Annotated in this window: 24 protein-coding genes; 13 read left to right on the forward strand and 11 right to left on the reverse strand. The window is 61.8% G+C overall.

Annotated elements, in window-relative coordinates; translation table 11 throughout:
• Positions 1 to 47: 47 nt before the first annotated feature.
• Positions 48 to 971, reverse strand: coding sequence for a LysR substrate-binding domain-containing protein (locus tag ENGE1_RS04665; RefSeq protein ID WP_048252613.1), 924 nt, complete (start codon positions 969 to 971; stop codon positions 48 to 50).
• A 287-nt stretch (positions 972 to 1,258) separates the two neighbouring features.
• On the opposite strand from ENGE1_RS04665, the gene ENGE1_RS04670 reads away from it, so the two are divergent.
• Positions 1,259 to 2,020, forward strand: coding sequence for an isocitrate lyase/PEP mutase family protein (locus ENGE1_RS04670; RefSeq protein ID WP_048252614.1), 762 nt, complete (start codon positions 1,259 to 1,261; stop codon positions 2,018 to 2,020).
• Entirely contained in the window at positions 2,007 to 3,071 is a 1,065-nt protein-coding gene (locus ENGE1_RS04675) for a bifunctional transcriptional activator/DNA repair enzyme AdaA (protein ID WP_048252616.1), read from the forward strand. Before ENGE1_RS04670 ends, ENGE1_RS04675 begins: the two co-directional genes overlap by 14 nt.
• A 637-nt stretch (positions 3,072 to 3,708) precedes the next feature.
• Here the strand turns inward: ENGE1_RS04675 and ENGE1_RS26745 are convergent.
• From ENGE1_RS26745 to pcaH, 3 genes are all read right to left on the reverse strand, one after another.
• Complete coding sequence (locus ENGE1_RS26745; RefSeq protein WP_072065256.1) at positions 3,709 to 4,239, reverse strand: DUF2778 domain-containing protein; 531 nt, start codon at positions 4,237 to 4,239, stop codon at positions 3,709 to 3,711.
• A 466-nt stretch (positions 4,240 to 4,705) separates the two neighbouring features.
• Positions 4,706 to 5,326 (reverse strand): protocatechuate 3,4-dioxygenase subunit alpha, encoded by a 621-nt coding sequence (gene pcaG / locus ENGE1_RS04685; RefSeq protein WP_045287734.1) that lies wholly within the window; start codon positions 5,324 to 5,326, stop codon positions 4,706 to 4,708.
• Positions 5,323 to 6,063 carry a protocatechuate 3,4-dioxygenase subunit beta gene (gene pcaH / locus ENGE1_RS04690; RefSeq protein WP_043084195.1) on the reverse strand — a complete coding sequence of 247 codons (741 nt, stop codon included), beginning with the start codon at positions 6,061 to 6,063 and terminating at the stop codon, positions 5,323 to 5,325. The genes pcaG and pcaH overlap by 4 nt, the downstream gene beginning before the upstream one ends.
• A gap of 240 nt (positions 6,064 to 6,303) precedes the next feature.
• On the opposite strand from pcaH, the gene hglS reads away from it, so the two are divergent.
• Both hglS and ENGE1_RS04700 read left to right on the forward strand, forming a co-directional pair.
• Positions 6,304 to 7,647, forward strand: a complete 1,344-nt coding sequence (hglS, locus tag ENGE1_RS04695; protein WP_048252618.1) for a 2-oxoadipate dioxygenase/decarboxylase HglS — start codon at positions 6,304 to 6,306, stop codon at positions 7,645 to 7,647.
• A gap of 44 nt (positions 7,648 to 7,691) precedes the next feature.
• A complete protein-coding gene (locus ENGE1_RS04700) occupies positions 7,692 to 9,194 on the forward strand; it encodes a carboxylesterase/lipase family protein (RefSeq protein WP_043084193.1) in 1,503 nt (500 codons plus the stop codon).
• A 3-nt stretch (positions 9,195 to 9,197) separates the two neighbouring features.
• Here ENGE1_RS04700 and ENGE1_RS04705 read toward each other — a convergent pair whose 3' ends face one another.
• Positions 9,198 to 9,917: an SDR family oxidoreductase gene (locus ENGE1_RS04705; protein WP_080964492.1), complete on the reverse strand. Its 720-nt coding sequence runs from the start codon at positions 9,915 to 9,917 to the stop codon at positions 9,198 to 9,200.
• Positions 9,918 to 10,043: 126 nt separating this feature from the next.
• Between ENGE1_RS04705 and ENGE1_RS04710 the strand changes: the two genes are divergently transcribed.
• The gene (locus ENGE1_RS04710; protein WP_048252621.1) at positions 10,044 to 10,955 is read left to right on the forward strand and encodes a LysR family transcriptional regulator; all 912 of its coding nucleotides are present in this window, start codon (positions 10,044 to 10,046) and stop codon (positions 10,953 to 10,955) included.
• 11 nt (positions 10,956 to 10,966) lie between these two features.
• Here the strand turns inward: ENGE1_RS04710 and ENGE1_RS04715 are convergent, their stop codons facing one another.
• Positions 10,967 to 11,809 carry a LysR family transcriptional regulator gene (locus ENGE1_RS04715; protein ID WP_043084190.1) on the reverse strand — a complete coding sequence of 281 codons (843 nt, stop codon included), beginning with the start codon at positions 11,807 to 11,809 and terminating at the stop codon, positions 10,967 to 10,969.
• Between the two features lie 112 nt (positions 11,810 to 11,921).
• Between ENGE1_RS04715 and ENGE1_RS04720 the strand changes: the two genes are divergently transcribed.
• The 3 genes from ENGE1_RS04720 to ENGE1_RS04730 all read left to right on the forward strand — a co-directional run bounded on the left by ENGE1_RS04720 (position 11,922) and on the right by ENGE1_RS04730 (position 15,764).
• Positions 11,922 to 13,091: a methionine aminotransferase gene (locus ENGE1_RS04720; protein ID WP_048252622.1), complete on the forward strand. Its 1,170-nt coding sequence runs from the start codon at positions 11,922 to 11,924 to the stop codon at positions 13,089 to 13,091.
• 12 nt (positions 13,092 to 13,103) lie between these two features.
• The gene (locus ENGE1_RS04725) at positions 13,104 to 13,877 is read left to right on the forward strand and encodes a transporter substrate-binding domain-containing protein (RefSeq protein WP_048252623.1); all 774 of its coding nucleotides are present in this window, start codon (positions 13,104 to 13,106) and stop codon (positions 13,875 to 13,877) included.
• Positions 13,878 to 14,105: 228 nt separating this feature from the next.
• Entirely contained in the window at positions 14,106 to 15,764 is a 1,659-nt protein-coding gene (locus ENGE1_RS04730; protein WP_048252624.1) for a glucan biosynthesis protein D, read from the forward strand.
• Between the two features lie 34 nt (positions 15,765 to 15,798).
• Here ENGE1_RS04730 and hpxO read toward each other — a convergent pair whose 3' ends face one another.
• Entirely contained in the window at positions 15,799 to 16,956 is a 1,158-nt protein-coding gene (gene hpxO / locus ENGE1_RS04735; RefSeq protein WP_048252625.1) for an FAD-dependent urate hydroxylase HpxO, read from the reverse strand.
• Positions 16,957 to 17,095: 139 nt separating this feature from the next.
• Between hpxO and rimL the strand changes: the two genes are divergently transcribed.
• Positions 17,096 to 17,659: a 50S ribosomal protein L7/L12-serine acetyltransferase gene (gene rimL, locus ENGE1_RS04740; protein ID WP_048252626.1), complete on the forward strand. Its 564-nt coding sequence runs from the start codon at positions 17,096 to 17,098 to the stop codon at positions 17,657 to 17,659.
• Here the strand turns inward: rimL and ydcK are convergent.
• A complete protein-coding gene (gene ydcK / locus ENGE1_RS04745; protein ID WP_048252627.1) occupies positions 17,651 to 18,631 on the reverse strand; it encodes a YdcK family protein in 981 nt (326 codons plus the stop codon). The genes rimL and ydcK overlap by 9 nt on opposite strands.
• Before the next feature lie 107 nt (positions 18,632 to 18,738).
• Here ydcK and tehA point away from each other — a divergent pair, with 107 nt between their 5' ends.
• Positions 18,739 to 19,740, forward strand: coding sequence for a dicarboxylate transporter/tellurite-resistance protein TehA (gene tehA / locus ENGE1_RS04750; protein WP_048252628.1), 1,002 nt, complete (start codon positions 18,739 to 18,741; stop codon positions 19,738 to 19,740).
• Positions 19,741 to 19,742: 2 nt separating this feature from the next.
• Positions 19,743 to 20,339 carry a tellurite resistance methyltransferase TehB gene (tehB, locus tag ENGE1_RS04755; protein ID WP_045287796.1) on the forward strand — a complete coding sequence of 199 codons (597 nt, stop codon included), beginning with the start codon at positions 19,743 to 19,745 and terminating at the stop codon, positions 20,337 to 20,339.
• Here the strand turns inward: tehB and pepT are convergent.
• On the reverse strand, positions 20,336 to 21,568 hold the full coding sequence (pepT, locus tag ENGE1_RS04760; protein ID WP_048252629.1) for a peptidase T: 1,233 nt from the start codon (positions 21,566 to 21,568) through the stop codon (positions 20,336 to 20,338). The genes tehB and pepT overlap by 4 nt on opposite strands.
• A gap of 92 nt (positions 21,569 to 21,660) precedes the next feature.
• Between pepT and ENGE1_RS04765 the strand changes: the two genes are divergently transcribed.
• A complete protein-coding gene (locus ENGE1_RS04765) occupies positions 21,661 to 23,247 on the forward strand; it encodes an ABC transporter substrate-binding protein (protein WP_048252630.1) in 1,587 nt (528 codons plus the stop codon).
• 1 nt (position 23,248) lies between these two features.
• Here the strand turns inward: ENGE1_RS04765 and ENGE1_RS04770 are convergent, their stop codons facing one another.
• A complete protein-coding gene (locus tag ENGE1_RS04770) occupies positions 23,249 to 24,157 on the reverse strand; it encodes a DMT family transporter (RefSeq protein ID WP_048252631.1) in 909 nt (302 codons plus the stop codon).
• A 176-nt stretch (positions 24,158 to 24,333) separates the two neighbouring features.
• Between ENGE1_RS04770 and ENGE1_RS04775 the strand changes: the two genes are divergently transcribed.
• On the forward strand, positions 24,334 to 25,209 hold the full coding sequence (locus ENGE1_RS04775; RefSeq protein WP_048252632.1) for a helix-turn-helix domain-containing protein: 876 nt from the start codon (positions 24,334 to 24,336) through the stop codon (positions 25,207 to 25,209).
• Here the strand turns inward: ENGE1_RS04775 and ENGE1_RS04780 are convergent.
• Positions 25,206 to 25,676 (reverse strand): DoxX family protein, encoded by a 471-nt coding sequence (locus ENGE1_RS04780; protein ID WP_045287751.1) that lies wholly within the window; start codon positions 25,674 to 25,676, stop codon positions 25,206 to 25,208. The two genes, ENGE1_RS04775 and ENGE1_RS04780, sit on opposite strands and share 4 nt — an antisense overlap.
• Between the last annotated feature and the right edge of the window lie 83 nt (positions 25,677 to 25,759).

Genomic DNA, 25,759 nt, shown 5'->3' on the forward strand with positions numbered 1-25,759 from the left:
TGAGATGGTCGTTGACCGGGAAAGATAATGCAGCGGCGATGCCGGGCTCAGCCCGGCATCGACTTACGGATAGCGCTCAGCAGCGTCTGAGCGCCGGAGGAGAGGGGCGTATCGACGCGGGTCAACACGCCAATCGGCTCCGCCGCGCCCTGGGTCGGCACCGGCAGGGCGGTCAGGGTTCCGCGCCGCAGGTCGTCCTTCACCGCCCCGGAGGGCACAAACCACACGTAGTCATAATCCACCGTTAGCTGGCGCGACAGCGACGCCGACAGGGTTTCAATGCAGCTGGCGGGGATCCTGCAGCCCTGGCTCTGCACCAGCGCTTCGGCATTCTGGCGCGGCACTGTCCCTTTCGGGGAGACCACCACCGGCCACTCCATCACTTTGCTCAGGGTCACCGTTTCATGCAGCAGCGGGTGGTTCGGGCGCACCACCAGCTTCAGCGACTCCAGAAACAGCAGCTCGTAGTTGAGGCCGCTCATCAGCTCCGGATCGGACATCCGGCCGATGCCGAGATCGATCTCGCCAGACTTGAGGCCCGCCAGCAGCATGGTGTTGTTCATGGTGGCCACCTGCAGAGTGACCTCCTTTTGCTGCTTGTGAAACTGGCCGATCACCGCCGGCAAAATCCCCAGCGCCGCCGTCGGCAGGGCGCCGATGCGCACCACGTCGCCGCCGAGCCCCTCTTTGCGGCTCAGCGCCTGGCCGGCGGTGTTGATGGCGTCAAGCACTTTGACCGCGTGGGTAAGAAACTGCTCGCCCATCAGGGTCAGCTGCGCCCCGAGACGCCCGCGTTCGAACAGGCGGCTGCCGATAAGCTGCTCCAGTTCGTTAAGCGTCTTTGACAGCGCCGGCTGGCTGAGGTTAAGGGTTTCCGCCGCGCGCCCCAGGGTTCCCTGCTGGGCGACGGCAACAAAGGTATGTAAGTGGCGCAAGCGAATGCGCTGGCTGAAGAGTGCGTTTTTTTCCATAACCGGATGTTAGTGACTTATCGGGGACGCTTTCAAGATAAGTTGTTTAGTTTTGATAACTTGATAGCAAAAACTTATTAACATTGGTGGTAATTACGTTACAACTGGTTATGGAAGGAGGTGAAGATGGCCAGTGAGCCGCTGAGTTAACAAGCTATTTTGCATCTTTATTCTCTCCAACAGATTGTTGATGTAAAAAAGCAAAATAAAAATGGTCGTCCGTTTTTCGGTTGTGATCATTGCTGCCGTAACCGCACACTGAGTGTTCATCACAACGGGAGCAAAATATGAATTTCAAGGCACTCCATCAGCAGAATCAGCCATTATTACTCGCTAACGTTTGGGACGTCCCGGGTGGGCTGGCTGCCGAAGCAGCTGGCTACCGCGCGTTAGGGACGTCAAGCGCCGCCATCTCGGCAATGCTGGGATACGCCGATGGCGAAGGTCTCGCTTTTGACGAGCTGTTTTACATCGTCAGCCGCATTAAGAGCGCCGTTACGGTTCCTTTATGCGTGGACGTCGAGGCAGGATACGGCGATACCGCCGCCGAAATTAGTAGTAACATTCAGCGCCTGACGGACGCAGGCATCGCCGGCATCAATATTGAGGACAGCCGCGTGCATAAGGGTAACCGTACGCTGGATGATGACCGCCAGTTTGCCCGGAGGCTTGCTGCGGTCAGGAAGGCCTGCCCGGATGTGTTTATCAACGTGCGCACCGATGCTTTTCTGCTTAACAGGGAAAACGCGCTTGAGGAGACGCTGCTGCGCGGAAGGCTTTACGCCGCCAGCGGTGCCGACGGGCTGTTCGTTCCCTGCCTGCGCGAGCAGCGGGATATTGTTGCGCTGGCGCGCGGTGTCGCATTACCGTTGAACATCATGGCGGTACCCGAACTGGCCGACTTCAACCTGCTCGCGCAGTGGGGCGTCAGGCGAGTCTCTATGGGAAACGCGCTCCACGCGGCGGCGCAGATCGGCGTTAAGCAATTGCTGAACGCGGTACAATCACATCACTCATTTCTGGACCTCTTTAGCGATGAAAATCACTGATTCTGCACAGTGTGATATCTGGTATCAGGCCCTGCTGGCAAGGGCACCGGACTATACCGGCGTATTTTTTGTCGGGGTCAAAACCACCGGCGTCTTTTGTATCGCCATCTGCCGGGCACGTAAGCCAAAGCGTGAGAACGTCGAATTTTATGATGATATTAAATCGGCTCTGGACGCGGGCTACCGCCCTTGCAAAATATGCCATCCGACGGAAAACGCCTTTTCGGCGCCGGAATATATTGAACATGCTCTTCGCCTGGCGCGGGCCGCACCGAAAGAGCGTATCAGCGACGGCGTCCTGCGGGAGCGGGGCATCAGCCCCGAGCGGGTCAGACGCTGGTTTTTGCAGCACCAAGGTATGACATTTCAGGCCTTTCAGCGCATGCAGCGCGTGAACGTCGCGCTTCAGGAGCTGAAGGCGGGCAGGGCGGCGACGGATGTCGCTTTCGACAGCGGCTATGAATCCCTCAGCGGTTTTGGCTATACCTGCAAGAAGCTGACAGGTAGCGCGCCGAGCGAAGAGCACAACGTTATCCTGATCCACCGCTTTACTACGCCGCTGGGGCCGATGTTCGTCTGCGCGACCGCGCGCGGGGTGTGTCTGCTGGAGTTTGTTGACCGCAGAATGCTGGAGACCGAGTTCAAAGACCTCCAGCAGAGCTTCCGCGCCCCGATTCTTGCCGGAGAGAATACCCACACCCGCCAGGCCGTACAGGAGATTGGCGAGTATTTTGCCGGCGCGCGCGGCAGCTTCGACCTGGCGCTCGACGCCCCGGGCAGCGCGTTCCAGCTCAGGGTCTGGCAGGCGCTGCGCGATATTCCTCACGGTGCGACGACGAGCTACCAGTCTCTTGCCGCCGCTATCGGCCAGCCCAGCGCCGCGCGCGCCGTGGCGTCAGCCAACGGGGCAAACCGAATCGCTATCGTCATCCCCTGCCATCGCATTATCGGCAAGGACGGAACGATGACCGGCTACGGCGGCGGAGTGGCGAGAAAAGCGTGGCTGATTGCGCATGAAGCCTCGCACAACATGGCAGGCTCAGTACCGTAGGCCGATGCAAGCCCAGTGCCGCCCGGCAAAAGGGAGGTGCGCGACGGCTCCCTTCATTTGCTGATGCTCCCTACCCGCCATGGCGCCAGGCTACGTCCGGCATTGCCGAAGGCCGTCAGTAAGCTGAACATGGTTGCTCCGCCGTTGGGACAGGCGTCGGAGAAACCGCAAGCATCGCAGACCGCAGGCAGCTGCTGGTAAATCCGGCGGCGAGACAGGCGATGATGGCGACAGCAGGGCCGGGGATCATATTCAGAACCCCCGCGCCGAAGCGCATAGCGGCAACCGCGAATATCAGGAAGCCGTTAAGAAGAAGAGTTAAACCGAATATGGCAGGCAGCGCTTCGCAAAAAGCGGGCCGGTGCCCTATTGTGAACTCCTCCTGGGTTATCTCTGCCTGAGTATTTTTACTATCCAGTGCAACAGGAAATAAAGAATCAGCGCCCAGATTAAAAGCACAACCACTAGAGAGGTAAAGGTTACTGGGTCGGTACCCGCTTCGTAGGTGTCGCTCTGGTAATGACTAAAATACTGGTATAAGTGGTCAACAAGCCAGCTGGTTATTGGATAGAGCGGCATCCCATAGCGAGAGAACGTAAACGCCATGACGAAGCAGACGATGAAGCCGGCGATTATTTTAACGAATTTTGCAGTTTGCAAAGTCACTCTCTCCCTGAACATCAACGTAACCGTATGCCATTAGCCCGAAGCGAGAGGCGGGCACCCGGACTTTTTTCTGACGGATTAGACTATTTCTGACTGAATAAAAATCAGCACGTCGCGAGAATGTGATACATCCCTCGCTTATCCCTGAACCGTCAGGCCGAAGAGGGTGAAGGCGAAACCCACCGCGTGCAACACCGTTGATAAAAATATGGTCACTCATTGTTTGTGCATTGAAGAGCGCGAACCATTCTGAATGGTTGGAGCCGTACCAGGCATCTATAGCCCATCCTCTTACCTGGTTGGCAAGGCTGCCTTCCGGACGATCTACAATCCAGTATCTTCCCACCGGAATACCGCTGTTTGGAAGATATGTGCAATTAGGGTCGTTTGTATAAGGTTTTTGCCCGGAAAAAACGGGAAAAACTCCAACGCCGTAAACGTGTAGTTTGGCTTCACCGCCATCCTTCGAGAGGTCGTTGTAACTCATTCTCATTATTTGCATTGTTCACATCCTTTTGAACATAAGTCGCATGACAACATGCTAACTGTCGGTAAAAATGAAGGCGTTTGACGCAATTCAGCAATTTTCAGACATGAGGATACGTCAAATTTCCCTTGCAATGTATGAGGTCGCAAACGCCTGGTAATTATATCGTTAGTATTCCCTGGTAATCACATTAATACGTCTAATATCCGTAATAGCCAATGGCTAATACTTCTCCCGAGCCTTTTTGCCGGAAAGCGCCGCTAAAAATTCGCTTCTTTCGCCGCCGTTATCGGTAAGGACGTAACCATGATTGGCTACGGTGGTGGGGCGGCAAGAAAAGCGCGCTGATTGCGCATGAAGCCGCGTAAAACACGGTGGCCTGCGCACCGTAGGCCGGCGCAAGCGCAGCGCCGCCCGGCAAAAGCCAGGCGCCGGGAATTAAGGGGGAGTTCAGCTTCCCCGGCCGGGGAAGCTGCATCAACTACAGATCAAAAAACACCGTCTCGCCTTCGCCCTGCAGGCGAATATCGAAGCGGTAGACCGTCTCTCCGCCGCGCTGTTCGCGCTGGCCGATCAGCGTCTGGCGGCGCACTTCCCATTCAATGAGATTCAGCACCGGATCGTCGCGGTTGGCCTCCTGCTCGTCGGAGAAGTACATCCGGGTGTTGAGGCCGATATTGATGCCGCGTGCCACGATCCACAGATTAACGTGCGGCGCCATAATGCGGCCGTCGCGCCCGACGACGGCGCCGGGCTTGATGGTTTCAAAACGCCATACGCCGGAGTCAAAGTCGGAGCACGCCCGCCCCCAGCCGCGAAAGGCCGGGTCCAGCGCTTTTTCCTGCTGCCGGTCGTCCGGATGGCTGTAGCGCCCGGCGGCGTTGGCCTGCCAGATCTCTATCATCACGTCGCGCACCGGCGTGCCGGAGCCGTCGATCACCCGACCTTCGATGGCGATGCGCTCGCCTTCGGTCCGGTCGTTGACCAGCACCGGCCCGAAGTTCTTCTCAAAAATATGAAAACCGGCGGCGTCCGGCGCCAGGCCGATATGTACGTAAGGCCCCGCGGTCTGGGAGGCGGTTTCCGGTAAGTAGTTTTTCATCGGGCGGCTCCCTGGGTGCGGTTTTCGAAAAGCGTCGCGCGGTGGCCGCGCAGCACGAGGTCGAAGCGATAGGCCAGGCAGTCCAGCGGCACGGCGGCGTGGGTGTCCAGCTCGGCAATCAGGGTGCGGATGGCGTCGTCGTTGTTAATGGTCTTGACGATGGGGCACTGTTTGATGAGCGGATCCCCTTCGAAGTACATCTGGGTGATCAGCCGCTGGGCCCACGCTTCGCCGGAGAGCGAAAAGTGGATATGCGCCGGACGCCAGTCGCTGGCCTGGTTGCGCCACGGATAGGGGCCGGGCTTGATGGTGCGGAAAAAGTAGTAGCCGTTTTCATCGGTCAGCACCCGGCCGCAGCCGCCGAAGTTGGGATCGATAGGCGCCAGGTACTTGTCTTTTTTGTGCCGGTAGCGGCCGCCGGCATTGGCCTGCCACACTTCGACAAGGGTATTTTTCATTGGCCGGCCAAAGCCGTCGCGCACATAGCCGTGGACGATGATCCGTTCGCCGATGGGCAGGCCGTCTTTGGCATAATTCATGATCAGGTCATTATCCAGCGGACCAAGATCGTCGCTGCCGAAGACCGGGCCGGTAATTTCAGATAATGAATTTTGCAGGGATATCAGCGCATTGCGCGGCGAACGCAGCACGCTGGTCTTATAGCCAGGGGCGTGAGCGGGCGGATGGCTATTGTAGTCGCGATGGACAACCTCGCGCGGGGTCCAGATTTCGGCCATAGGGTGCTCCAGTGTCAGGGTCGGTAATTATTGTTGTGATGGCATCACCGGCAGTGTGTGTAAATACAATGTTAATTTAAAGTGAATTTATGCCCGATTTACCATAACCTTCAGTTATTAAAAAAATAGATATCAGAACCAAAAGCGAGACTGGCGGCGATCACACTTCCGACATTCTCCCCGTCGTAAGTAATAAGGCTTATATACACTCATCCTGGTATTCACAGGAGAGATGAAAGAATGGCGAACACCCTCACGGCTGATGAGATTCGGGAGCTTTTTTCGCAGGCGATGTCGGCCATGTATCAGCAGGAGGTTCCCCAGTACGCCACGCTGCTGGAGCTGGTGGCGGACGTTAACCTCGCGGTGCTGGAGAGCAATCCCCGGCTGCACGAGCGGCTCGCCAACGCCGGCGAGCTGGCGCGGCTCAACGTTGAGCGCCACGGCGCTATCCGCGTCGGGACCGCCGATGAACTGGCGACCCTGCGACGCATGTTTGCCGTGATGGGAATGCAGCCGGTGAGCTATTACGACCTTTCCCAGGCGGGAGTGCCGGTACACTCCACGGCGTTCCGCCCGGTGGAGGACGCCGCGCTCGCCCGCAATCCCTTCCGCATTTTTACCTCGCTGCTGCGCCCGGAGCTTATCGAAAATCGCAGCCTGCGCGAGACGGCGGCGGCGATCCTCGCCCGCCGCGATATCTTTACCCCGCGCTGCCGGGCGCTGATCGCGCTGCATGAAGAGCAGGGCGCCTTCAGCGAGGCCGAGGGCCGCGAGTTCGTGCGCGAGGCGCTGGAAACGTTCCGCTGGCACCGCCACGCCACCGTCGATGCCGACACCTATCAGGCCCTGCACCGCGAGCACCGGCTGATTGCCGACGTGGTCTGCTTTCCGGGCTGCCACATTAACCACCTGACGCCGCGCACGCTGGATATTGACCGCGTTCAGGCCCTGATGCCGGAATACGGCATTGCGCCGAAGGTGCTGATTGAAGGCCCGCCCCGCCGCGAGGTGCCCATCCTCCTGCGCCAGACCAGCTTTAAGGCGCTCGACGAGCCGGTGCTGTTCGCCGGCGAGCATCAGGGCACCCACACCGCGCGCTTCGGCGAAATTGAGCAGCGGGGCGTGGCCCTGACGCCGAAAGGGCGCGAGCTGTACGACGCGCTGCTGGCCGAGGCGGGCACCGGCAAAAGCAATCTCCAGCACCAGCAGCAGCTGGCGGACGCCTTTAAAGCGTTTCCCGACAGCGAACTGTTTCTGCGCCGCCGGGAGCTGGCCTATTTTCGCTACCGCCTGACGCCCGCCGGCGAGGCGCACCGCCACGCCTTTGGCCGGGGCGACGATCCGCAGCCGCTTATCGAGCGCGGCTGGCTGGTGGCGCAGCCCATCACCTATGAGGACTTTCTGCCGGTCAGCGCGGCGGGCATCTTTCAGTCCAATCTCGGCAGCGACGAGCAGGCCCGCAGCCAGGGCAGCGGCAGCCGGGCGGATTTCGAAGCGGCGCTGGGCTGCCCGGTGCTCGACGAGTTCACCCTCTACCAGCAGGCGGAAGATCGCAGCAAACGGCGTTGCGGGCTGCTATAAGAGCTGTTTACACTGGCGGGATTGCAGAATACAGGAATCCCGCTATGCCACATCCCGCACCGCCGCCGATCGCCACGCGCCAGGGGCCCGTTCTGGGCGCCGCCGAAAAGGATATTCACGTCTGGCGCGGCATCCCCTTCGCCGCCCCGCCCGTCGGGGCGCTGCGCTGGCGCTCGCCGCAGCCGGTAACGCCCTGGCAGGAGACGCGCCCGGCCCGCGAGTTTGCGGCCGCCAGCTGGCAGAATATCGATCACTGCGTTGAGCTGGGCGGCGGCAATCCCGGCAGTTTCTCGGAAGATTGTCTCTACCTTAACGTCTGGGCGCCCGCTGCGCGCGGCGACAAATTACCGGTCATGGTCTGGCTGCACGGCGGCGGCTACACCATCGGCGCCGGAAACCTGCCGCCCTACGACGGCGCGGCCCTGGCGCGGCGCGGGGTGGTGCTGGTGACGGTCAATTACCGCCTGGGGCAGCTGGGCTTTTTCGCCCATCCGGCGCTGGAGGGCGAAGAGGGCGAGCGCATCGGCAACTTTGCCCTGCTGGACCAGATAGCCGCCCTGCGCTGGGTGCAGGAGAACATTGCCGCCTTCGGCGGCGACAGCGGCAACGTCACGCTGATGGGGGAGTCCGCCGGGGCGCGCAGCGTGCTGTCGCTGCTGGCCTCGCCGAAAGCAAAGGGGCTGTTTCATAAGGCGATTATTCAAAGCGGCTATACCCTCCCGGACACGCCCTGGCAGCAGGCGCTGAAAAACGGCGAGGCGCTGGCCCGCCACTTCAACCTTGAAAATGCCAGCGCAGAGCAGCTGCGCGCCATCCCGGCCGAGGCGTTCTGGCCGCTGGAGGGGCCGCTGAAAAATGGGCCGGTGCCCATCAGCGGCGACGCGGTGCTGCCGCAGCCGATGCTCGACGTTTTTTTCCGCGGCGGGCAACATCCGATGCCGGTGATGGTCGGCTCCAACAGCGACGAGGCAAGCGTCATGGCGGTGTTTGGCGTTGACCTGGCCGCCGAGATAGCCAAGCTGCGCCGCCAGCGGCGGCTTGGCCTCGGGCTGATTAAGCTGCTCTATCCCGGCGTCAGGGGCGACCTGGCGCTGGGGCGCGAGGTGTGCCGCGATATGGCCTTTACCACGCTGGGCTACGTGGTGATGCAGGCCCAGCGGCGGGTCAACCGCCCCTGCTGGCGCTACTGGTTTGACTACGTGGCGGAAGCGGAGCGCGCGACCTACCTCCACGGCACCTGGCACGGCAACGAGGTGCCCTACGTCTTCGATACGCTGACCCTGGCGGAGCCGGCGAAAAACTACGTTAATGAACGCGATCTTGCTTTCTCCGCCCGGGTGGCCGATTACTGGGTCAACTTTGCCCGCAGCGCCGGTAGCACGGTGCTGGACGGCCCGGTGCCGTGGCCGGCGGCGGTGCGGGGCCGCGACCGCCTGCTGCGCATCGGCATCCACCGCCGGGCCGGCTTTAAGGTGGAAAAGGGCTTTATGCGCGTCCGGCTGGCGCTGTTTCGCCGGGTGATGCGCCACCACGTCACCCTGGAGTAGGCCTTAGCCCAGCAGCGCGCCGCCCTCAATATCCACTACGCTGCCGGTGACGAACGGGTTATCGATAATAAACAGATAGCCGCGGGCAATATCCTCCGCCCGGCCAAAGGCCCGCACCGGCAGCGTTTCGGCCGCCGCATTGAGCATCTTCTCCCGCGCCGCGGGCGCCATCCCGGCGTAGGCTTCGGTATCGGTCAGGCCGGGGCTGACGGCGTTAATCCGCAGCGGCGACAGCTCTTTCGCCAGCACCTTCACCGCCGACTCCAGGGCGGCGTTCATGGTGGTTTTAACGAGGGTCCCGGCGACGGCGCGGCGGGCGAGAAAGCCGCTGGTCAGCGTCAGGGTGCCGCGCGGGGCAATATTGCCGCTGAGGCGGCGCGCGGCGTTAATACTGCCCCAGAACTTGGTGTCGAAGGCCTGCCGCGCCGCATCGAGATCCAGCTCAGCCAGCGCGCCGCCCGGCGCCTGCGAGCCGGCGGTGACGATGATATTGTCCACCGCGCCGAGGCGGCCTGCGAATGTCGTCACCTCCGCGTCGCGGCTGATGTCCAGCGCGGCGGTCTCGATATTCCCTCCGCCGGTCGCCAGAGACCGCCGCGCGGCGTCAAGCTTTTGTGCGCTGCGCCCGGCAATCACCAGGCTGTCGCCGCGGGCGGTCAGCGCCCGGGCAACGGCAAATCCGATACCTGAAGCGCCGCCGATAATCAGCGTTTTACGGGTCATAGTCACTCCTCAGTGAATAAACTGTGCGCAGCGCCGGTGCTGCGCGACGGTAAATTCACTTTACAGCCTGCGATGATTTTTGATAATGGCGCTAAAACCTCAATATCTTTTCGGAAAAGCTGAAAAATGGGCAAAGTGGAAGATATGGCGCTGCTGGTGGAAGTGGTCGAGGCGGGCGGGCTGTCCGCCGCCGGCCGCCGCCTGGGCCTGTCGCCGGCAACCATGACGGCGCGGGTGAAGGCTATCGAGCAGCGCTATCAAACGCAGCTGTTTCACCGCTCGACCCGCGCCATCGCGCTGACCCACGCCGGGGAGGCGTTCTACCACGCCGCGCTGCGCGTGCTGGAGGAGGTCAGGTACGCCGAATCGCACCTCCAGCAGAAAGAGGGCGTGCTGGCGGGGAGCCTGCGCATTGCCGCGCCCTCGGATTTCGGCAGACAGTATCTCAGCCCCGCGCTGCTGGCCTTTTGCCGCCGCCATCCGCAGGTGCGGGCCTCGCTCTACCTCGGGGAGCGCGTTGAGGATCTGATTGCTCGGCGGCTGGACATGAGCGTGCGCTTCGGCAATCTGCCGGACAGCAGCCTGGTGGTGAAGCGCATCCGCGTCAATCGCCGGGTGCTGGTGGCCTCGGCGGCCTATCTCGACCGCGCGGGCGCGCCTTCCTCGCCTGACGATCTGCACCGCCACCGCTGCCTGGCGCTGGAGTCGCGCGGCGTGGTGATGAACGAGTGGCGCTTTATCCGCCGGGAGGAGCAGTACGCCGTGCGCGTTGAGCCGGCGATGGTCTGCGACGACGGCGCGCTGCTGCGCCAGTGGGCGCTCAACGGCGCGGGCATTGCCGCGAAATCGTGGTGGGACGTCAAGCAGGACGTTGAGGCCGGGCGGCTCACCGAAGTTCTGACCGACAGCTTTATCGGCTTCAGCCGCCTCGACGATAAAAACGTCGGGCTGCAGTTCGTTTACCCTCAGCGCAGGCTGCAGCCGCAGCAGGTCACCGCGTTTACCCGTTTTTTTACCGACTGGCTGGACACCGCATAGCAACGCACGTCTCAGCAGGCCAGCAGGGCGGTACGAAACTGCTGGATGCCGGGACGCGGGGCGCCGTCGCGCAGCAGCAGCCGGTAGCTGGCGCCGGTCTTCACGCTGTCGGCAAAGGGGCGCGCCAGCCGCCCGCAGCGCACGTCTTCCGCAATCAGCATTTCGTCGGCGATGGCCAGCCCATAGCCCTGGATGGCGGCGGTGATCGCCAGGTCCATGGTGTCGAAGTGTTGATTTTTTTGCATAGCGTCGGCCAGGGTTTCCGGCCGCGCCGTCAGCCACAGCGACCAGTCGGTTTTGTCCCGCGTCGGATGCAGAAAGGTCATGGTATTCAGCGCCCGCTCTTTGGCCGCGAGCGGGCTGACCACCGGGGTCAGCGCCTCTTCGAACAGCAGATCGCCCGCCTGCTGGTGCGCGCCGAACACCACGGCGGCGTCGAACGGCTCGGTGCGGAAGTTGACCGCGTGCTCGGTGGTGGTGGTCAGGGCTACCTGCAGGTCCGGGTAGCGCTGCTCAATCTGCGACAGGCGCGGCAGCAGCCAGCGGATGGCGCAGGTCGGCGCCTTCAGCCGCACCACCGTCTGCTGCTGGCGGGCGTGCTCCGCCGCGCCGTGCAGCTGATTAAAGGCGGCGAGCAGCTCGGGATAGAGAGCGCTGCCCTGGGGCGACAGCCGCAGGCCGCGGGCGTGGCGCTGAAACAGCGGAAAGCCAAACCACGCTTCGAGGGTGGCGATTTTACGGCTCACCGCGCCCTGGGTCAGGCACAGCTCGGCGGCGGCGTGGGTCAGGTTAAGGTGGCGCGCGGCGGCAAGGAACGCCTCAACGGCGTTAACGGGCAGGGTGTGGCGCGGCATGGTCGGCTCCAGCTATGCAATTTTGTCATGGCTATTATGACAACATTTCGATTGTCGCCTCAAGGCGCTTTGGTTTGAATAGTTATGCACCGATTTTGCGAAAGGATTGATAATGACTGTTCATGCTTCAGTAACGCCGCGCACCCGACTGCCGGACGTTGGCACCACTATTTTTACCGTCATCGGCGAACTTTCCGCCCGGCATAACGCCATCAACCTTTCTCAGGGCGCGCCGAATTTTGCCTGCGACCCGCAGCTGGCGGCAGGCGTCACGCGGGCGATGGCGGCTGGACACAACCAGTACGCGCCGATGACCGGCCTGCCGCTGCTCAGAACCCGCATTGCCGATAAAATTGCCGATCTGTACGGCACCCGCTACGACGCCGATAGCGAGGTGCTGGTGACCGCCAGCGCCAGCCAGGGGCTTTATTCCGCCATCAGCGGACTGGTGCATCCGGGCGACGAGGTTATCTATTTTGAACCTTCCTTCGACAGCTACGCGCCTATCGTGCGGCTGCAGGGGGCGACGCCGGTGGCCATCAAGCTGACGGTGCCCGATTTCAGCGTCAACTGGGACGAGGTGCAGGCGGCAATCACGCCGCGCACGCGGATGATCATCATTAATACCCCGCACAACCCCAGCGGCCAGGTGTTCAGCGCCGATGATTTGCAGCTGCTGGCGTCGCTGACCCGCAATACCGATATCGTCATCCTCTCCGATGAGGTTTACGAACACGTGGTGTTTGACGGCGCGCCGCACTGCGGCATGGCGACCCACCCGCAGCTGGCGGAGCGCAGCGTCATCGTCTCCTCGTTCGGCAAAACCTACCACGTGACCGGCTGGCGGGTGGGCTACTGCGTCGCGCCTGCGGCGCTGATGGCCGAGATCTGCAAAGTACACCAGTTTCTGATGTTTGCCGCCGACACGCCGATGCAGTATGCCTTCGCAGACTATATGGCCGACCCGCAGAGCTGGCTCTCGCTGGCGGCGTTCTACCAGCGCAAGCGCGATCTGCTGCAGTCCCTGCTCGCCGATTCGCCGTTTAACCTGCTGCCGAGCCGGGGCTCCTTTTTCCTGCTGGCGGAGTACGGCCACTTCAGCCGCGAGTCCGACAGCGAGATGGTCAAGCGGCTGATCGTCGAGTGCGGGGTCGCCACTATTCCGCTGTCGGCGTTTTATACCGACGGCACCGATAACAAACTGATCCGCCTCTCTTTTGCCAAAGATGAGGCCACGCTGCGGGCAGGGGCTGCGGCCCTCTGCCGCGTGCAGACACGCTGAGGAGTTGTGACAATGAAGGTTAAAGCACTGATTCTGGGGATGGGACTGCTGGGTTCGCTGTCCGCGTTTGCCGCCGGCGAACTGCGCTACGGCGTGGAGGCGGAGTATCCGCCGTTCGAGAGCCGCAACAGCGCGGGGCAGCTTGAGGGCTTCGATATCGACCTCGGCAACGCCATCTGTAAAGCTGCCCAGCTCAAGTGCAGCTGGGTGGAGGGTTCATTCGATGCGCTGATCCCGGGGCTGGTGGCGAAGAAGTTTGACGCCATCAACTCGGCGATGAACATTACCGACCAGCGGCGCAAGAGCATCGACTTCACCCAGCCTATTTATCGCATCCCTTCCCAACTGGTGGGGAAAGCGGGCAGCGGGATGCAGGCGACGCCGGAGGGGCTGCAGGGGAAAACCATCGGCGTGCTGCAGGGCTCGATCCAGGAAACCTTTGCCAAAGAGCACTGGGAAAAGCATGGCGTCACCGTGGTCTCTTATAGAGATCAGAACATGGCCTGGGCAGACCTGCTCAACGGCCGGATAGACGCCTCGCTGGTGATGTCCGCCGCCGGCCAGGCGGGCTTTCTTAGCAAGCCGCAGGGCAAGGGCTTCGGCTTTATCGGCCAGCCGGTGGCGGATGATACCATCCTCGGCAGCGGTATCGGCTTCGGTCTGCGCAAGGGCGACGCGGCGACCAAAAAGCAGCTGGACGCGGCGATTGATAAAGTGCGCGCCGACGGCACCATCACCCGCCTGGCGGCGAAATACTTTCCCGGTATCGACGTCAGCGTGAAATAGTTTCCCGCCCCGCTTTTGTCTGCAGAGGCGGGGCCGTACATCGTGAAGCTTTGCCGCATAAATTTACCGCCAGAATCAGCCACATCCCATCGCAATAATTTATTTCCCCGTTCGGGCGCTTTTTGACCCGGCGGTCATTGGATTATCAGCCAATTTTGTCTAGAGTGGGCGCTCTTAGCGACGTCAGTTAATTGCCGCAGATTTCGACAGAAGGACGCTTATCCGGGTATGAATCGCAGACACTTTCTCAAATCTTCCATGGCCGTGGCCGCCGCGTGCGGTGCCTCCGGCGGTATTGCCTCTCTCTTTTCACAGGCCGCGTTAGCGGACGATGCCGGCATCGCCGACGGACAGACCCGCCGCTTCGATTATTCGGTGCTGCAGGGCATGGCCCACGACCTGGCCCGCCAGCCGTGGGGCGGAGCGCCGAAAGATCTGCCGAAGACCCTCGCAGAGCTGACGCCGCAGGCCTACAACAGCATCCAGTACGATGCCGCGCACTCGCTGTGGAACAATATTGAAGACCGGCAGCTGGATATCCAGTTCTTCCACGTCGGCATGGGCTTTCGCCGCCGGGTGCGGATGTTCTCTCTCGATCCGCAGAGCCAGCAGGCGCGCGAAATCCACTTCCGCCCGGAGCTGTTCAGGTATAACGACGCGGGCGTCGATACCCGCCAGCTGGAAGGTCAGACCGACCTCGGCTTCGCCGGCTTTCGCGCTTTTAAAGCACCGGAGCTGGCGCGCCGGGATATCGTCTCCTTCCTCGGCGCCAGCTACTTCCGCGCGGTGGACAGCACCTACCAGTACGGTCTGTCGGCGCGCGGCCTGGCGGTAGATACCTTTACCGATACCCCGGAAGAGTTCCCGGACTTCACCTCCTTCTGGTTTGAAACCGTCAAGCCCGGCGCCACCGTGTTTACGGTCTACGCCCTGCTGGACGGCCCGAGCGTCACCGGCGCCTACAAGTTCACCATCAACTGCCAGCAGACCCAGGTGATCATGGACGTCGAAAATCACATCTACGCCCGCAAAGATATCAAGCAGCTGGGGATCTCGCCGATGACCAGCATGTTCAGCTGCGGCAACAACGAGCGGCGGATGTGCGACACCATTCATCCGCAGATCCACGACTCCGACCGGCTGGCGATGTGGCGCGGCAACGGGGAGTGGATCTGCCGCCCGCTCAACAACCCGCAGAAGCTGCAGTTCAACGCCTTCCAGGATAAGAACCCACGCGGCTTCGGCCTGCTGCAGACCGACCGCGACTTCTCCCACTATCAGGACGTGATGGGCTGGTACAACAAGCGCCCGAGCCTGTGGGTCGAGCCGCGCAGCCAGTGGGGCGAGGGCAGCGTTAACCTGATGGAGATCCCGACCACCGGGGAAACCCTCGACAACATCGTCTGCTTCTGGCAGCCGAAAAAGGCCATCAAAGCCGGTACAGAACTGGACTTTAAATATCGCCTTTACTGGGCCGCCGAGGCGCCGGTGCATACGCCGATGGCCCGGGTGCTGGCCACCCGCACCGGCATGGGCGGCTTCCCGGAAGGCTGGGCGCCGGGCGAACACTACCCGGAAAAATGGGCGCGCCGCTTTGCCATCGACTTTGTCGGCGGCGACCTGAAGGCCGCCGCGCCGAAGGGTATTGAACCGGTGATCACGCTCTCTAACGGCGAGGCGAAACAGGTTGAGATCCTCTACGTTGAACCGTTCGACGGCTACCGCATCCTGTTTGACTGGTATCCGACCAATGATTCCACCGATCCGGTGGAGATGCGGATGTTCCTGCGCTGCCGGGGTGACGCTATCAGCGAAACCTGGCTCTATCAGTACTTCCCGCCGGCGCCGGCGGATCGCAAGTACGTGGACGACAGGGTAATGAAATAAGCGACGCGGGCGGCGCAGGCCGCCCGCACCGTTTTTACCCCAGCGGGCCGCCGACGATAGTTTCCCGCATCCCCGCCAGCACCCGGTCGCCGGTCTCCTGATACAGTTCGTCGTACCACGCGCGGGTTTGCTGCATATCCGCGCCGTGGGTCACGTCGCAGCGCTTGCGCGCCTTGAGCACCAGATCCTTCACCCGATACGCCCGCCGGGCCTGGTAGCGCTGCAGCGCGTCCTCAATGCCCAGCGAGTGCGACTGCAGGGTCATCGCCAGCACTACCGCATCCTCCATCGCCGCGCAGCCGCCCTGGCCGATATCCGGCGTGGTGCTGTGCCCGGCGTCGCCGAGAAGGGCGACGCGCCCGCGCACCAGCGTGTCGAAGGGATCGATATCGTGGATCTCAATCCGGTTGATGGTCTGCGGATCGATGCGCGCAATCAGGCTCTGCACCGGCGCGGCCCAGCCGCTGAAGTAGCGCTGCAGATCGGCGCGGGCGCTGTCGCGATCTTCTGCCAGCCCCTTCGGCAGCGGCACGTCGAAAAAGAAGTAGAAGCGGTTGCCGGACACCGGCATCAGCGATACCCGCTTGCCTTCCCCGACCCAGGTGGTCCACTGATTGGCCGGAGCGATGGCTTCGTCGATGGTCACCAGCCCGTTCCAGTTGACGTAGCCCGCGTAGCGGCGCTCGGTGGTGTGGCCCAGCACCCAGGGGCGCAGGGCGGAGTGGGTGCCGTCGGCGGCGATCAGCAGATCCGCCTCGGCCACCTCGCCGTCTTCAAAGGTGGCGCGCACGCCGTCGCTGAGGGATTCAACGGCTACCACGCGCTTACCGAAGCGCACCGCGTCGCGGCCGTATGTCTCAAGCAGCATCGCCTGCAGCTCGGCGCGCGCCACCGGATAGGGGCGCTCGCCGACGCTCTGCACCAGCGGATCGAGACTGAAGCGGGTCATGGTCTGATTGCCGCGAAAATCGCGGTAGGACATATACTCCATCGGCCCGCCCAGCTGCTGCAGTTTTTCTTTCATCCCCAGCCAGTTGAGGCACTTCACCCCGTTGGGCCAGATTGAGATGGCGGCGCCGACCGGCTTGATCTCTTTGACGGCTTCATAGACGCAGGTCTCGATGCCGCACTGCTTCAGGGCGATGGCCGCGGACAGGCCGCCGATGCCGCCACCGGTAATAATCGCTTTCATCTCGCTCTCCTTTTGGTTATATCAGGAGATAGCAAAAAGCGTACCAGCGCGCCCGGGGCCTGCGGCGGCGGCGTATTTCAGCGTTTGCCTCACCGTGGTGCACTATAATGGTGCCAATGGCGCATCATCAGGAGAAAACATGCACGCCAAAATTCCGCCCGACATAGAGTCTATTCAGGTTTCTGACGCCATTACGCTCTACGCGGCCAATGAATGTTTTGTTTCAGAATTGTATCAACTGGTTCTTAAAAACCGCGACTGGCTGCAGCAGTCGCTCGACTGGCCGCAGCACGTCAGCAGCGAAGCCGATTCGCGGCAGAACATGCTGAGCAACGTGATGCTGCACCAGCGCGGCTACGCCAAAATGTTTGTTATTGTCTGCGAGGGCGACATGGCGGGCGTGCTGTCGTTTAACGCCATCGAGCCGCAGAACAAAGCGGGCTATATCGGCTACTGGCTCGACGAGCAGCGGCAGGGCAAGGGGATCCTCTCCGCCTGCCTGCAGGCGTTTATCAACTACTATGCTGAAAAAGGCGAGGTGCGCCGCTTCGTGATTAAGTGCCGCACCGCCAACGCGGCCAGCAACCGGGTGGCGCAGCGCAACGGCTTCGCGCTCGAAGGCTGCCTGCGGCAGGCGGAGTATCTCAACGGCGCGTTTCACGACCAGAATATTTATGCCCGTATCGTGGACCGCTCACAGTGACCCCAGCAGCGGCGTGCGGGTAATGTGCTCCTCGCCGTTAATCACCCGGCGTCCGCGTACGGTAATTTTATCGCCGTCGAAGGCTTCCACCGCCGCGCTGCCGCAGACCTCAACGTGATGCTCGATCACCACATCGCCGCGGACCACGGCCTGCCCGGTGATCAGCACGTGGTCATCCAGCAGAATGGGTCCGCCGTACAGCCGGGCGTGGCCGCCGACCTTCACGTGATGCCTGAGCACGCAGTTGCCCTCTATCAGCGCGTCTTCCGCCACCTGGGCGCTGTAGCGCAGGGTGGGGATCGCGTCCTCCTCCAGGCCCGCCAGCACCCGGGCGCGGCCGTAGACCTTCGCGCAGTCGCATACCCAGACGTTATTCTCTTCATTGCCCTTCAGCACGGCGAAGTCGAACACTTCCGCCCGGTGTTCAATAAAGGCGTCCTCGACAATCGCGTCGCCGTAGATTTGCGCCTGGTGAACGACGCGCGAGCGGCTGACGGTGGCGCGGTCGTAGATCTGCAGGCGCAGGCTGGCGTCCGGCGTCATGCCCGATGCGGCAACCACCACGCTGTCGTGCAGCACCCGCGCATCGCCGGACAGGCGGCATTCGCCGCGCACCTGCGAATTCTGTACGGTGACGTTGTCACAAATTTGTGCACCGTGGCTGACGATCGCGCCGTCAATCCACGCCCGGCCGCCGACGCTGGCGCCGCCGCTGAGGGTGCAGGCCCGGGTGATGCGGGCATCGCCGCTTATCCGCACGCCGCCCCAGGCGGCGCTGTTTTCATCGTAGATCCAGCACAGGCCCGCCTGGCTGAGGACCGCTTCATCGTCTACCCAGCCGCCGGGCGTTCCGGCGGACACGTCGGCAAAATCGCGCAGGGCAATGATCTGTCGCAGCGTCACGCTGCCGCCGCCTTCACTTTCCTTTAGCGGCAGAACGCGCGTCGCATCGCCGAGTCGATATTTATTCATGGGTCTACTCTTTACCAGGGATTAACATAAACGTAGCAAAGAATCTCCATGACGCCGGGCATAAGGTTCCTTTAAAATGCAACTTCAAAAATAGTTGAAAGATTAAAATGAAAAGTAATAACTCAAACAGAAGGGTGCTGAATCTGCCCGCCGCCTACTTCGGCATGGTGCTGGGCACGATCGGTATGGGTTTTGCGTGGCGCTACGCCAGCACGATCTGGCCGGTGCCGCGCGCCGTGGGCGACGGACTGGTGTGCGCGGCGATCCTTATCTGGGCGCTGCTGACGCTGGCTTTCGCCGCGCGGCTGCTCCGCTTCCCGCACGCCGCCCTGGCCGAAATGCGCGATCCGCTGGCCGGCAGCTTCGTCAGCCTGTTTCCCGCGACGACGATGCTGGTCGCTATTGGCGTACTGCCCTGGTGCCGGCCGCTAACCGTCGGCCTGTTTGCGCTGGGCGTGACCCTGCAGCTGGGCTATGCCGCCTGGCAGAGCGCCGGGCTGTGGCGCGGAAGCCATCCGGCCGGGGCCACGACGCCGGGGATGTATCTCCCGACGGTGGCGAACAACTTTATCAGCGCCATGACCTGCGGCGCGCTGGGCTGGCAGGACGCCGGGCTGGCATTTCTCGGCGCGGGCGTCTTCTCCTGGCTGAGCCTGGAGCCGGTCATCCAGCAGCGGCTGCGCAGCGGCGGCGAGCTGGCCGCGCCCCTGCGCGCCTCGCTGGGCATACAGCTGGCGCCGGCGCTGGTCGCCTGCAGCGCCTGGCTGGCGGTGAACGGCGGCCGGGCCGACGTGATGGCGAAAATGCTCTTCGGCTACGGCCTGCTGCAGCTGCTGTTTATGCTGCGGCTGATGCCGTGGTATCTGAAGCAGCCGTTCAGCGCCGGGTTCTGGAGCTTCTCATTCGGCCTTTCCGCGCTGGCGACCACCGCGCTGCACCTCGGCGCGGCCCGCGCCGACGGTTTCTTTCACGCTCTGGCGCTGCCGCTGTTTATTTTTAGCAACCTGATTATTGGCTTATTGATCGTCCGCACGCTGCATCTGCTGGCCTGCGGTAAGCTGCTGATACGCGTTGAGCGCCAGACGCTGATAACTACCAGGGATTTATGATGATGACAATTCGCGACGAAAACTACTTTACCGATACCTATGGCCTGACCCGCACCCATTCGGAAGTGCTGCACGCGGCGGGTAAAATCGCGCCGGGCAGGGCGCTGGATCTCGGCTGCGGCAGCGGGCGCAACAGCCTTTACCTCGCGGCGCGCGGCTTTGACGTCACCGCCTGGGACCGCAACCCGATGAGCATCGCAAATCTGCGCGACATTGCCGCCAAAGAGCGGCTCGACCACCTGCATATCGCTGAAAAAGATCTCAATACGCTGACTTTCGAGGGCGAGTACGATTTTATCCTCTCCACCGTGGTGATGATGTTCCTGCAGCCGCAGACCGTGCCGCGGCTGATTGCCAACATGCAGCGCTGCACGGCGCCCGGCGGCTGGAACCTGATCGTCGCGGCGATGGATACCGAAGATTTTCCCTGCACCGTCGGTTTTCCGTTTGCCTTTAAGGCCGGCGAGCTGAAGGGCTACTACGACGGCTGGCACTTCGAGCGCTATAACGAAGACGTCGGTGAACTGCACCGCACCGACGACAACGGTAATCGCATTAAGCTGCGCTTTGCCACGATGCTGGCGCGTAAGCCCGCTTAACGGGCCGCCAGCAGGCAGAGCTGCAGGGCGACGCGGTACGAGGCCTCAAAAGAGCTCAGCGGCAGAAACTCAAACGGCGAGTGAAAGTTGTGGGCGCCGGTAAAGAAATTTGGCGTCAGCAGCCCCTTGGCCGACAGGGCCGCGCCGTCGGTGCCGCCGCGCATCGGCGTCGGCTTTGGCGTGATGCCGAGACTCTCCATCGCCTCGAACATCAGGTCGACGGCGCGGCGGTCTTCGCCGATGGCGCTGCTGATGTTGCTGTAGGTGTCGGTTATCCGGTACTCCACCTTCGCCGTCGGGTGGCGGGCGGCAATGTCAGCGGCGGCGTCGGCAATCTGCTGCTTGCGCCGCATGAAGCCCTCGCCGTCGAAATCGCGAATGCTGGCGTGGAGGACGGCATGGCCCTGTACCGCTTCCATGCCGTTAAACCAGACGTAGCCCTCGCGTCCGGCGGTGTGCTCCGGGGTCTGCAGGCGATCGAAGAGGCTAATATAGTCGGTAGCCATCAGCAGCGGATTGACCAGCACGCCCTTCGCCGACATCGGGTGGGCGGTGACGCCGGTGAAGCGGATCTCCGCCGCCGCGGCGTTAAAGTTCTCATAGACAATCTCCCCCAGCTCGCAGCAGTCGATAGTCCAGGCAAAATCGACGTTAAAGCGTTTCTCCAGATCCAGCGCCTTCGCGCCGCGCAGCCCGACCTCCTCATCGGGGACGAAGGCAACGACAATATCGCCGTGGCGCTGCGCCGCCGTCAGGTTCTCCAGCAGGGTCATCACCACGGTCACCGCCGCCTTGTTGTCGGCCCCGAGCACGCTGGTGCCGTCGCTGAAAATGATCTCTTCGCCGGGATAGGCGAGGATCTCCGGATGCTCGGCGACCCGCAGCCAGATGTTTTTTTCGCCGTTCAGGCAGAGGTCTTCACCATTGAAGCGCAGGATCTGCGGATGAATATCCGGCGACAGTCCGACATCCACGGTGTCGATGTGGGTGATAAAGCCCACGCGCGGCGCGCCGGGCGCGTTGCCCCGTCTGACGGCGGTGACGGTGGCGTGCTCGTCAATCACTATCTCGTCCAGGCCCAGCTGCGCCAGCTCATCGGCCAGCAGCCGGGCCATCTGGTGCTGGCCTGGCGTGGTGGGCAGCGTCGTTGCCGAAGCGTAGCTCTGGCTGGTGACCGCCAGATAGCGGAAGAAGCGTTGGGTTAATTGACTGGCCAGCGGTGATGTCATGGTGGTTCCTTCTTTATTCATATAATCAGGTGTTTGCGGTCTGTTTTTGATGTTATGTATGAGGGCTACGACAATAAGAACAGGAAAAGGACATGAAAAGCAAACTGACGATACTGACGCTGGCAGCCCTGACCGTAAGTTCTGCCGTATCGGCAAAAACCCTGGTTTACTGCTCGGAAGGATCTCCGGAAAACTTTAACCCGCAGCTCTATACCTCGGGCACCAGCGTGGACGCCAGCGCCGTGCCGGTTTACAACCGGCTGGTGGACTTTACGCCGGGTACCACCCATCTCGTGCCGAGTCTGGCGGAGCGCTGGGATGTGAGCGATGACGGCAAGGTGTATACCTTCCACCTGCGCCAGGGCGTGAAGTTTCAGAGCAATAAATACTTTACCCCGACCCGCGATTTTAACGCCGACGACGTTATTTTCTCGTTTATGCGTCAGAAGGATCCCAGCAATCCTTATCACAACGTCTCCGGCGGCAGCTATTCCAATTTTGAAAGCCTCGAATTCGGCAAGCTGATTACCGCCATTGATAAGGTGGATGACCATACGGTGCGCTTTACCCTCGCGCATCCCGAGGCGCCGTTTGTGCCCGATCTGGCGTGGTATTTTGCCTCGATCCTCTCCGCCGAATACGCCGACGCGATGCTCAAGGCGGGCACGCCGGAGCGCGTCGACATGAACCCGATCGGCACCGGCCCGTTCCGCCTGGCGCAGTACCAGAAGGACTCCCGCATTCTGTTTACCGCCTTCCCCGACTACTGGCAGGGCAAGGCGAAGATTGACCGGCTGGTGTTCGCCATCACGCCGGACGCCTCGGTGCGCTACGCCAAGCTTGAGAAAAACGAGTGCCAGGTGATACCGTTCCCCAATCCCGCCGATCTGCCGCGTATGAAGGCTAACCCGCAGATTAACCTGCTGAGTAAAGCGGGGCTGAATACCGGCTTCCTCGCCTTTAATACGCAAAAGCCGCCGCTGAATAACGTCAAGGTGCGCCGGGCGCTGGCGATGGCCATCAACAAACCCGCTATTATTGAGGCGATTTTCCACGGCACCGGCACGGCGGCGAAAAATCTGCTGCCCCCGGGCGTGTGGAGCGCCGACGCCGGCTTAAAAGATTATGACTACGATCCTGCCGCGGCGAAGGCGCTGCTGAAAGAGGCGGGTTTTGCCGACGGCCTGACCATCGACCTGTGGGCGATGCCGGTCCAGCGGCCCTACAACCCCAACGCAAAGCGGATGGCAGAGATGATTCAGGCCGACTGGGCGAAAATCGGCGTCAAAACCACCATCACCACCTACGAATGGGGCGAGTACCTCAAGCGTATCAAGGACGGCGAGCACCAGGCGGCGCTAATGGGCTGGACCACCGCCACCGGCGATCCGGACAACTTCTTCGGCCCGCTGTTTACCTGCCAGTCCGCCAGCGGCGGCTCCAACTCGGCGAAGTGGTGCAACGCGCAGTTCGACAAGCTTATCGGCGAGGCGAAAGCCATCACCGACGTTAAGCAGCGCACCGCGCTCTATCAGCAGGCCCAGCAGCTGATGCACGACGAGATGCCCGCCGTGATGATCGCCCACTCGACCATCTTCGAGCCGGTGCGCAAATCGGTCAGCGGCTATGAGATAGACCCCTTCGGTAAGCATATTTTTTATCAGGTGGATGTGAAGTAGCTCAGGCCGCGCTTCTGCCCGGCAGGCTGCGCGTAAGCCACGCCGGCGGCCGGGCAAACATCACCAGGTTTCCCACCAGGATCAGCGCCAGCCCGGCGACGGCGTTGGCGTGCCAGACAAAACCTTCATAGAACGTCGAAATGGTCAGGGCCACCAGCGGAAAGAGCAGGGTGCTGTAGGCGGCGCTGGCCGGGCCGATGCGCCTGACCAGGGTGAAGTAGGCGGCAAAGGCGATAACCGAGCCGAACAGCGCCAGATAAATCAGTGCGCCGAGGTAGCTCAGCGTCCACTCCGGGCGGAAGCTGTCGCCGCGTACCAGGGCAATCGCGCCCATCACCAGCGTGCCGTAAAGCATCGCCCAGCCGTTGGTGCTCAGCGTATCGAGGCCGCGGCGCTGGTGGCGCAGGGAGAGCATGTTGCCGAGCGAAAAGCCGTAGGTACCGAGCGCGCTCAGGCCGATCCCCGCCAGCAGGCCCGCGCTGAGCCCGGAGGAGATCAAGTCGTGCCAGAACAGGATGACGATCCCGGCCAGGCCGAGCAGGGCGGCGAGATAAAAGCGCCCCGGCGGCTGCTGGCGCCAGAACAGAAAGCTGTTGATCGCGTTAAACAGGACCGCCATCGAGAAAATCACCGACTCCAGGCCGGTATTGATCCAGCGGGCGGCGGTATAGAAGCAGAGGAAGTTAAAGCAGAATACGCAGCAGCCCTGCAGCAGGCAGAACAGGTGATCCCTGGCGGTCAGCCGGCGCAGGCGGCCGGTCAGCTTCAGGGCCAGCATCAGCACGGCGCTGGCCAGCGCAAAGCGCCAGAAGATGGAGACGGTAGCCGGGACCGGCCCCTGCTGTAAAAAGATGGCAATCCAGGTGGTGCCCCAGATAAGCACCACCAGAGCATAAAGCGCGATGTTCATACCGTTTCCTTAACGCAGATGAAAAAGAGAGTGCACTATGCCCCGGCTGCTGTTCGGGCGCTTGCAGCCGCCTGCGCAGCGGTTGCAAATTCTTGCGCTTTTTATCGCCCGCGCATTGCTGTGAATGCGGCGGCCAGCGTAGACTGGCGCTTCCTGTTCCTTTTTACGGGTCAACCATGTACGCCACGTTTGAAACCCTGCAGCGGCAAAATGCGCACCTGCGCGATACTCTGGAGCTGAATTCCGGCATCCAGCTGGCGTCGTGGTTCAATCAGCGCGATACGTTGACCGTAAAAAGCGATCACCATACCCTCAGCCTGTACGTGGCCGACGGCTATGAGAGCTACCACAAAACGCCCGGCGGCTGGAAAAACGGCGGCGGGCCGGATCATTTTTGCCTGATGCCGCAGGAGAGCGAGTCCAGCTGGGATATCCGCGACAGGCTTTCGTTTGTTCACCTTTACTGCACCGATGACCATCTGCGGAATATTGCGGAGCAGACCTGGGACAAAAGCCCGGCGTCGCTGCAGCTTGAGGAGAAGACCTTTGCCCGGGACGACAAGATAACCGCGCTCTACCGGCACTTTCTGCTCGGCTGCGACTGGCAGCAGGCGGCGAATCACCTGACCCTCAGCTCGGCCAGCACGCTGCTGCTGAGCCATCTGATCGCCAGCTACGCCAGCGTGCAGTGGCGGCTGCCGAAAGTGACCGGCGGCCTGGCGCCGCGGGTGCTGCGCGATATCGTCAACTACATTGAGGCGCATCTCGGCGATCCGCTGACTCTGGCGACCCTGGCGCAGCAGGCGGCGCTCAGCGAATACCACTTTGCGCGGATGTTCAGCCAGTCAATGAAAATGGCGCCGCATCAGTACGTGATGCAGCGCCGGATGGCGCGGGCAAAAAATCTGGTGCAGACCACGGCGCTGCCGCTGACGGAGATTGCGCTGGCCTGCGGATTCAGCTCCGCCAGCCACTTCAGCAACCGCTTTCGCCAGGTCACGGGCATTACGCCGTCGCAGATGCGGCAGGCCGCGGGCCTGGCGGAAGGTTAGCTGCTGCGGGTAAGGCGCTGCGCGATAATCCGGTCGATGCTCAGAGGGCCGCTGCCCTGAACGACAATCATGGCGAGAATAAGGATATAAAGCGGCTCCGGCAGGTAGAGCAGCCAACTGTACCACGTCAGCATATTGATCCCCGCAGGAATATGGTGAATGCCGACCGTCACCAGAGCCACCAGGCTAATTATCGTCAGCACCAGCGCGCTGAAGCGGCTGAGCAGTCCGACGGCCAGCGACAAACCAAACAGCGTCTCGCAGCTGGCCACAAATACCGCCATCAGGGCAGGGAATGGAATACCCGCTTCAGTTATGGTCTCCAGCATCATCATCTGGCTGGCGGGGACGAAAACTTTATTAAAGCCTGAAGCAAAGAAAAACAGACCGATTGCCACGCGCATTAGCGTTAAAGGTAAAGAGGCGACACCGCCGGGGGAATTAAATAAGGGCAGGTATCGTGACATAGAGAACTCCTGGATTAATCAACATTAAAAGTAATGACAAAACGCTCATCGCTGCTAGGCAGTATTTTTATAATCATCATGCG

Origin of the sequence: Pluralibacter gergoviae ATCC 33028 = NBRC 105706, assembly GCF_001598855.1 — a bacterium.
GTDB classification, from domain to species: Bacteria; Pseudomonadota; Gammaproteobacteria; order Enterobacterales; family Enterobacteriaceae; genus Pluralibacter; species Pluralibacter gergoviae.

Excerpts from the sequence above, each read along its gene's own strand:
- ENGE1_RS04705 (WP_080964492.1), bottom strand. The coding sequence starts at position 9,917 with ATGACCCGTAAAACGCTGATTATCGGCGGCGCTTCAGGTATCGGATTT.
- ENGE1_RS04770 (WP_048252631.1), bottom strand. The coding sequence starts at position 24,157 with ATGAACATCGCGCTTTATGCTCTGGTGGTGCTTATCTGGGGCACCACC.
- hpxO (WP_048252625.1), bottom strand. The coding sequence starts at position 16,956 with ATGAAAGCGATTATTACCGGTGGCGGCATCGGCGGCCTGTCCGCGGCC.
- ENGE1_RS04780 (WP_045287751.1), bottom strand. The coding sequence starts at position 25,676 with ATGTCACGATACCTGCCCTTATTTAATTCCCCCGGCGGTGTCGCCTCT.
- rimL (WP_048252626.1), top strand. The coding sequence starts at position 17,096 with ATGCACGCCAAAATTCCGCCCGACATAGAGTCTATTCAGGTTTCTGAC.
- ENGE1_RS04710 (WP_048252621.1), top strand. The coding sequence starts at position 10,044 with ATGGGCAAAGTGGAAGATATGGCGCTGCTGGTGGAAGTGGTCGAGGCG.
- ENGE1_RS04675 (WP_048252616.1), top strand. The coding sequence starts at position 2,007 with ATGAAAATCACTGATTCTGCACAGTGTGATATCTGGTATCAGGCCCTG.
- ENGE1_RS04665 (WP_048252613.1), bottom strand. The coding sequence starts at position 971 with ATGGAAAAAAACGCACTCTTCAGCCAGCGCATTCGCTTGCGCCACTTA.
- hglS (WP_048252618.1), top strand. The coding sequence starts at position 6,304 with ATGGCGAACACCCTCACGGCTGATGAGATTCGGGAGCTTTTTTCGCAG.
- ENGE1_RS04725 (WP_048252623.1), top strand. The coding sequence starts at position 13,104 with ATGAAGGTTAAAGCACTGATTCTGGGGATGGGACTGCTGGGTTCGCTG.
- pepT (WP_048252629.1), bottom strand. The coding sequence starts at position 21,568 with ATGACATCACCGCTGGCCAGTCAATTAACCCAACGCTTCTTCCGCTAT.
- ENGE1_RS04775 (WP_048252632.1), top strand. The coding sequence starts at position 24,334 with ATGTACGCCACGTTTGAAACCCTGCAGCGGCAAAATGCGCACCTGCGC.
- ENGE1_RS04765 (WP_048252630.1), top strand. The coding sequence starts at position 21,661 with ATGAAAAGCAAACTGACGATACTGACGCTGGCAGCCCTGACCGTAAGT.
- ENGE1_RS04720 (WP_048252622.1), top strand. The coding sequence starts at position 11,922 with ATGACTGTTCATGCTTCAGTAACGCCGCGCACCCGACTGCCGGACGTT.
- pcaH (WP_043084195.1), bottom strand. The coding sequence starts at position 6,063 with ATGGCCGAAATCTGGACCCCGCGCGAGGTTGTCCATCGCGACTACAAT.
- tehA (WP_048252628.1), top strand. The coding sequence starts at position 18,739 with ATGAAAAGTAATAACTCAAACAGAAGGGTGCTGAATCTGCCCGCCGCC.
- ENGE1_RS04700 (WP_043084193.1), top strand. The coding sequence starts at position 7,692 with ATGCCACATCCCGCACCGCCGCCGATCGCCACGCGCCAGGGGCCCGTT.
- ydcK (WP_048252627.1), bottom strand. The coding sequence starts at position 18,631 with ATGAATAAATATCGACTCGGCGATGCGACGCGCGTTCTGCCGCTAAAG.
- pcaG (WP_045287734.1), bottom strand. The coding sequence starts at position 5,326 with ATGAAAAACTACTTACCGGAAACCGCCTCCCAGACCGCGGGGCCTTAC.
- ENGE1_RS04715 (WP_043084190.1), bottom strand. The coding sequence starts at position 11,809 with ATGCCGCGCCACACCCTGCCCGTTAACGCCGTTGAGGCGTTCCTTGCC.
- tehB (WP_045287796.1), top strand. The coding sequence starts at position 19,743 with ATGACAATTCGCGACGAAAACTACTTTACCGATACCTATGGCCTGACC.
- ENGE1_RS04730 (WP_048252624.1), top strand. The coding sequence starts at position 14,106 with ATGAATCGCAGACACTTTCTCAAATCTTCCATGGCCGTGGCCGCCGCG.
- ENGE1_RS04670 (WP_048252614.1), top strand. The coding sequence starts at position 1,259 with ATGAATTTCAAGGCACTCCATCAGCAGAATCAGCCATTATTACTCGCT.
- ENGE1_RS26745 (WP_072065256.1), bottom strand. The coding sequence starts at position 4,239 with ATGCAAATAATGAGAATGAGTTACAACGACCTCTCGAAGGATGGCGGT.